Here is a 6032-nt window from a genome sequence, read left to right on the forward strand (position 1 = left end):
AGCATGATCCAGAACCTGGTCGCCGGTGCCTACGCCGGCATGGAAGCGGATCAAGTGACGGTCACGGACACGTCGGCACGGAAAACGTACAACGGATCGGACGATCCCTTGACCCGCCAACAGCGTCAAGCGGAATACGAATTGGAACAACGCCTGACCGAACTGTTGGGCGGTTATCGCGGGCTGCACATCGCCGCACGGTCGGTGTTCTGCGAGTCGGGCGACGGTAAACCGATCGCGCTGTCCAAGTCGATTCACAAAGAATCGACATCGGGCGAGTTTGAAATGCGCGTTTCCGTCGGAGTGCCCGAAAGCCAGTTCCACGCCCAATGGGTCAACGACTATCGGTCGCAACATCCCGACGGTGCCTTGCCGCTGGCGCCCACCCAAGAACAACTTGACGGCGTTCGCGTCAAAGTCATGGACAACATTCGTGACGCGGTCAAACCGCTGGTGGCGAGTGATGCCGACAGCGACGAACAAACGGTGCGCGTCTGGAGCTTTCCGGATCCCGACAAGACGCCCAAGTATCCCTCACCGGTCGAGACGGTCGGTCGGTGGGCTGGCGTGATCGGACCGCTTCGAGCCAATCCGGTGCTGGCGATTTCGCTGGCCAGCCTGTTGTTGGTCGCCAGCGTGTTTGCCATCGCCACCATGCGAATGCGTTTGCGAAATCCTTCGATGACGGCGTCATCGGTCGCAGACATGCCAACCAGTAACCCCTCACCGCGACACCCCGATCGGCCGATCAAGACCCCGTCGAACGCTGCCGATACCACCATGCGAGACGACTTGGCCGAAATGGTCGAATCCAACCCCGAATTGGCCGCACAGATTGTCCACAGCTGGATGGCCGACGCTGCCTGAGCGGGTTTGACGTCTGCCGACGGTACCCGATCGTTCCAATGACCTGACCCATCCACCCCGTCCATGATCACCCCGACCGAAACACACTCCGGCACCCAAGCTGATCGCGGCGATTCGATCCGCCAGATCGCCATTTTGTTGCACACGCTGCCACGTCGGACCCACCGCGTCCTGCTGGGACAACTGGGCAACGATGACAAACAACGCATCGCCCAAGAGATGTCGGCGATGGGTGAAATCGATGCGATGGAGCAAGTCCATGTGATGAAGCGGATGCGCGACGAGCTGCAGACCGAAACCAGCCGCGTCGAAAAAGTGGAATCGGAGATTCAGGACGAGATTCAAATCGGTCGAGCCAGAGTCTCTCAAAAACGCTCCAAATCGATCTATCGAGGTACCGATTCGGTCGCCGAAGCGACTGCGGATTTTCAACGTGAAAGCGGCCTTGGCCCAACACCACCGGCGGAATCGGCGGCGGTCGAGGTGCCGCCCGCCGAGCACGCCCGGCAGACCAACACCGATGCCACCACGACTCCGGCGGCGATGCCGCCCAGCCGCGAAACCGTGGAGAGCATGTTTGCTCAGTTTCACCAGACACAGGCCGCCGGCGTGTTGCCATCGGCGTTGCGACAAAACGAAAGCCTCCCGTCCCGACAATCGCAAGACGACGCGTCGGACCAGGGTCCCGTGGTGTTGCCGATCAATGAAAGCCGGTACGCGGTGGACGACCAACACGGCAATGAAGCAGACGCCTACGCCGACGAAACGCTGTGTCATCCGGCGGAATTGGCCGAACGAGTCGATCGATTCTTGACGCAACTACCGCCCCAGGATCTTTGCCGTGCCCTCGGCATGGTGTCGACCAAACAAGCGTTCTTGGTCTTGTGCGGTTTGCCCAACGAGACCGCCGAAACCGTGCTCGACATGCTGCCGCGACGGCAATCACGCAAAGTCCGCAGCGACATGCGGCGGATGGGACAACTGCAGCTTTCCGATATCGACGCCGCAAAACAAATCGTCGCGCAAATCGCCCTTCGTTTCACACAACCGTCGACCTCGTTTGCGGCATAAAAGTGGGGCGTGGTCTCACGGCAGTTTGAAAAAGAGAGTGCAGTGGGCCGAAGGCACCGAGAGATCGCGACGAGGCGAAAGACAATATTGCTTGCTGGGTTGAGCACGATAACGGAACGCAATTGCATCGAGGCATCAGCTATCTCACGCCGACGGATTGCCTCAGTGGTCAATCTGCAGAGATTCGCGCTCTGCGCGATCGCAAGCTTGAAGAGGCCCGAGCACGCCGAAAGCAAACATCGCAACAATCGCTTGCAATGACAAGCTGATAGGAGAGACGATGAATGCCTGGTCGGAGGATAGAGCACTGGTGAGGACCAACTCGAGCGCCGTGCCAAGTGGAAAGCCGAAGGTCGGCGGCGCGGTCGCGTATCGCCACTCTTCCCTTCGGTTTTTCCATCAAGCGAAAAACCTCTCCGGCAGGATGCCAGAACGACCGGCACGATGCCGCCACACGGTTGAACTCGCTGGAGCAAGAGTTCCATTTTCCGTTGAACCAGGAATCTTCACACCGTCATCGAATCGAAAATGATCAAAACACTGGCGTTTGAAGACCGCAGTGAGGGGCGACTGAAGCAGCGTGTTGTCGAGTCTCCGCACTCAGGTGCGATTACAAGTGCCATTGAATCCCTAGATGGCGTCAGGAACACCATGGTGGTCATTCAGACGACCGGCGAAGAGACATTGACGATCGGTGGCGGTAATGACGGGCTTTGTGTCATTGATTTCTCCACTGCAAATGAACAGTTTTTGACATTGCGTCATCAGCGGGCGAGTGCGCGAGAACGAGAAATCGTTTCGGGCGGACAGTTGGCACCCTTTCAAGAAACTTATCTCATGCCCTTATCCGTAGCCATCGAAGTCGCGTCAAATTGGTCTGGCGGAACACCAGTCGAACCCGAGGGGTGTCGATGGGTAAACTCAAGTGAAGTCTGTTGACGAAACAATTGGATCGTGTGATCGATGTCATGATGAGCTTTGATGCTCGGGATGCTTCAAAACGGTGCTGATCCGAATCTGGTGAATGCCGAGGGCGTCACCGCATTGCAACTCTGTTTGAAAGAAAAGCCTGTTTTGATTGAGGCTGTTAGATTACTGCTGGAGCACGGCGCGGATCCAGACGCCGGAGAAAAGGGTTCGGCACGAAAGCTGGTTGAGGGAGCCGAGTTTCCCGAGAAGGAAGCGGTTCTTAATCTCTTCTCAAAAACAAAACAGTGAGGTGATTAAGCATGCATTGGTTTTGCCACGATGTTGGTACCGGGTATTTGATCGATCCCGCAGAACCCGCCGAGGGTGACAAGCTAGAGATCCTTGAAACTTGGGAGCGATTCACGTTTCTTCCAAAATCGTTTTTCGGTTTGGTCAACGATCACGGACAAACGTTTCAATTCCGTCGAGAGCTTGACGGCAGAATGCTTTTTGACATCCCGGACGAATCGATGGGCGGTTCATGGCAATCGTTCGGAACGCTTGAAGAAGCACGTGATTCGATGCTCCAGTTTCTCGACTCTGGACAGCTTCCAGACCGGGAAGGGACGGTGTTTCAAAGCTGGCACTAGGTAGCAGGTCGGATCAGATGCTTGCGACGGGTACTGCCGTCAACCCACAGACCTGGGACGACGACGACCGCCAGCCTGATCCGGATCGCAACGCTTGGCCCAAGATTGATCTAACGACCACCCGCGGCGACGGGGGATGGCGATTTGATTTCTGACGGATATGGCATCCTCGCTTGTGAAATGAGCCCTGGACCGTCTACTTTATCCACTGAAAACTGCCGACACTAATGATTCCGGTCGCAAGCTGGAAGCTTACACCACTGGTGGTCGCAAGCTGGAAGCGTACGCCACTTGTTCGAAGGAGATTTGGGTTTGAAACGCGACGCGTCACAGTTCGGGAGACGAATCATCGTCTCGACGTTGACGTTGGCCCTTTCGGTCTGCTTGGGTTGGTACCAATACCGCGGGCCAGCACCGTTGGCGGCAGATACCCCGGTCGATCAGCCGTCGGCGGCGCGGATGCGTGCGACTCTGGTTGAATTGTTGGGCGATCCCCCGCAGAAACACACGACGGGCACCGCGGCCGGCGAAGCATTTTTAGAGCGACTGGAACAAAAGTTTGACAGCTACGGGGTCTCAACTCGGCGGATCGAAATCCCGTTCGAGCCCGAGCGTCAGGATCGGCATCCCAAAGGACGCATCGATCTGTTGCCGCCCGACACGGTGTTGAAGAACTTGTGGGTCACCATCGAAGGCTCGGACCCATCGCTGGCACCGATTCTGGTGGCCACCCACCATGACTCCTGCCGCTGGGGCCCCGGCGCCGGCGACGCGGGATCGGCGGTCGTCGCCTTGGTCGAACACATACGTGTGCTGGCGAACTCACCACCGGTCCACACCACCCATTACCTGTTCACCGATGGAGAAGAATTCGGGTTGTTGGGTGCCTACGCGATCGCGGCCCAAGACTCACTGCCGTTCCCCACACCGATGTTCGTCTTGAACTTCGATGCCAGGGGCAGCAGCGGCGGCATCCCGATGTTCGAAACGCATTCCGGCAACCACGCTTGGGTCAGCGTGTTGATCGACGATTTGGCGCGGCCCAAGATCACGTCCTCGCTGGCCGTCACCGTCTATCGGACGCTTCCCAACGCGACCGACTTTAACGCTTGGCATGGCAAGCTCGGTCTGCCCGGATTCAACTACGCGGTCATCGGGGGCGCCCATCGCTATCACCAGATGGACGATACGCCGGACAACCTGAGCGATCGAACACTGCAACACATGGCCGCGCACCTGTTCTCGATGCACCGCGCCGTCGATCGATTACCCGCCGACGTCGTGCAACGCGTGCAGCAGGCATCCACGCAGCCGGATGCCGACAACGCCGTGTTCTTTGATCTGTACGGTCTGACCGTGATCCATTTCAGCGAGCGCGTGCAGCAGGTGTTGGCGCTGATCGCGGTTGTCTTGATCGGTGTGGTTTGTCTGCGTCTGCGTCAGCGGCACCCTTGGCGACGTTTGCCACGGCATGTGCTGAACACGCTGTTGGCGGTGCTGGTGGGTCTGGTGGTTGGCTTGGCAATTCGATTCGCCTTGCTGACGACGCCGTGGCACGCATTGAAATACACGCCGATTGATTTGCCGCTGGGATTATTCACGATCGCCGCGTCGTTTTTGGCCGCCACGTTCCTGCTGGAGTGGCTGATGTCGCGAGCATCCACAAAAGAATTTGATCTGGTCAGCGATTGGATCTGGCTGGTGACCGCCGTGTTGGGCACCGCGCTGGCTTTCTTGCTACCCGGCGGCGGCTACTTGCTGGTCTTGCCCAGTCTCGCGTACGGCTTGGTTCGCAGCGTGACGGCCAACGTGAATCTGGCGGCCTGGTCGGGCTGGCTGGTTGCGATGGTGCTGGCTGGACCGTTGCTGGTGTTGCTGGTCCAAGCACTGGGGCCATGGCGGCAACCGATGTACGCCGTACTGGCCAGTTTGCTGGCGGTCCTGGCGATGACCACTTGGTCGACGCAGATACGAAAAAAGGCGAGGCCGATTCCGAAGAACCGACCCCGCCTCGCACGGGGGGACGCTTAATATCTCGTTGTTGTGCTTGCTGCGTGTCGCGTCCCTCGCACACCTAGACATTAGTCCGATTCCGGCGGGTTCAACACAAAAGCTTCAGGAAAAGTCTCCTTTTGACCTTTCCGATCCCGGAAACCCGTCCGGTTGTTTCGGACGCAACGGTCGTAGCGGTTTTTGTCAGACGCCGAGTGCTTTGCGCATCCGATCCAAGGCCGCCGGGATGTGTTCGTAGGGGTGTTCGTCTTCGTATTCCAGGACCACGAACCCCTGGTAGCCGCTGTCGCGCAGACTCCCGGCGATCCGATCCATGTCGGCCGGATACTCCGTGCCGTCGGGTTTCTTCATGTTGACTTTGACTTGAACGTTGACGGCGAAGGGCACGCATTTTTCCAGATCGCCGTACGGATCGTCGCTGTAGAAATTGCCGGTGTCCAAGTTGATGCCGACCCAGGGATGGTCGACGGCATGAATGATCGGCAACAGTTGGTCGGGCCGGAGATTGCCGTGGTTTTCGAT

Annotated in this window: 7 protein-coding genes; 6 read left to right on the forward strand and 1 reads right to left on the reverse strand. The window is 58.2% G+C overall.

Annotated features, from left to right (window positions below):
* The 6 genes from ABX749_RS18430 to ABX749_RS18455 all read left to right on the forward strand — a co-directional run.
* On the forward strand, positions 1-867 hold an 867-nt coding region (locus tag ABX749_RS18430), incomplete at its 5' end, for a hypothetical protein (protein ID WP_372897253.1).
* 63 nt (positions 868-930) lie between these two features.
* A complete protein-coding gene (locus ABX749_RS18435) occupies positions 931-1938 on the forward strand; it encodes a FliG C-terminal domain-containing protein (RefSeq protein ID WP_372897254.1) in 1008 nt (335 codons plus the stop codon).
* Between the two features lie 528 nt (positions 1939-2466).
* On the forward strand, positions 2467-2877 hold the full coding sequence (locus tag ABX749_RS18440) for a hypothetical protein (RefSeq protein ID WP_372897255.1): 411 nt from the start codon (positions 2467-2469) through the stop codon (positions 2875-2877).
* Positions 2878-2928: 51 nt separating this feature from the next.
* Entirely contained in the window at positions 2929-3156 is a 228-nt protein-coding gene (locus ABX749_RS18445) for a hypothetical protein (RefSeq protein WP_372897256.1), read from the forward strand.
* Between the two features lie 11 nt (positions 3157-3167).
* Complete coding sequence (locus ABX749_RS18450) at positions 3168-3497, forward strand: hypothetical protein (RefSeq protein ID WP_372897257.1); 330 nt, start codon at positions 3168-3170, stop codon at positions 3495-3497.
* A 312-nt stretch (positions 3498-3809) separates the two neighbouring features.
* The gene (locus ABX749_RS18455) at positions 3810-5528 is read left to right on the forward strand and encodes a M28 family peptidase (RefSeq protein ID WP_372897258.1); all 1719 of its coding nucleotides are present in this window, start codon (positions 3810-3812) and stop codon (positions 5526-5528) included.
* Positions 5529-5693: 165 nt separating this feature from the next.
* Here ABX749_RS18455 and ABX749_RS18460 read toward each other — a convergent pair.
* The coding region (locus ABX749_RS18460) for a sugar phosphate isomerase/epimerase family protein (protein WP_372897259.1) at positions 5694-6032 on the reverse strand (339 nt) is incomplete at its 5' end.

The sequence above is a fragment of the Stieleria sp. genome (genome assembly GCF_041595215.1).
Classification (GTDB): Bacteria; Planctomycetota; Planctomycetia; order Pirellulales; family Pirellulaceae; genus Stieleria; species Stieleria magnilauensis.

Coding starts and splice junctions, on each gene's coding strand:
- ABX749_RS18435 (WP_372897254.1), top strand. CDS start 931: ATGATCACCCCGACCGAAACACACTCCGGCACCCAAGCTGATCGCGGC.
- ABX749_RS18440 (WP_372897255.1), top strand. CDS start 2,467: ATGATCAAAACACTGGCGTTTGAAGACCGCAGTGAGGGGCGACTGAAG.
- ABX749_RS18445 (WP_372897256.1), top strand. CDS start 2,929: ATGCTTCAAAACGGTGCTGATCCGAATCTGGTGAATGCCGAGGGCGTC.
- ABX749_RS18450 (WP_372897257.1), top strand. CDS start 3,168: ATGCATTGGTTTTGCCACGATGTTGGTACCGGGTATTTGATCGATCCC.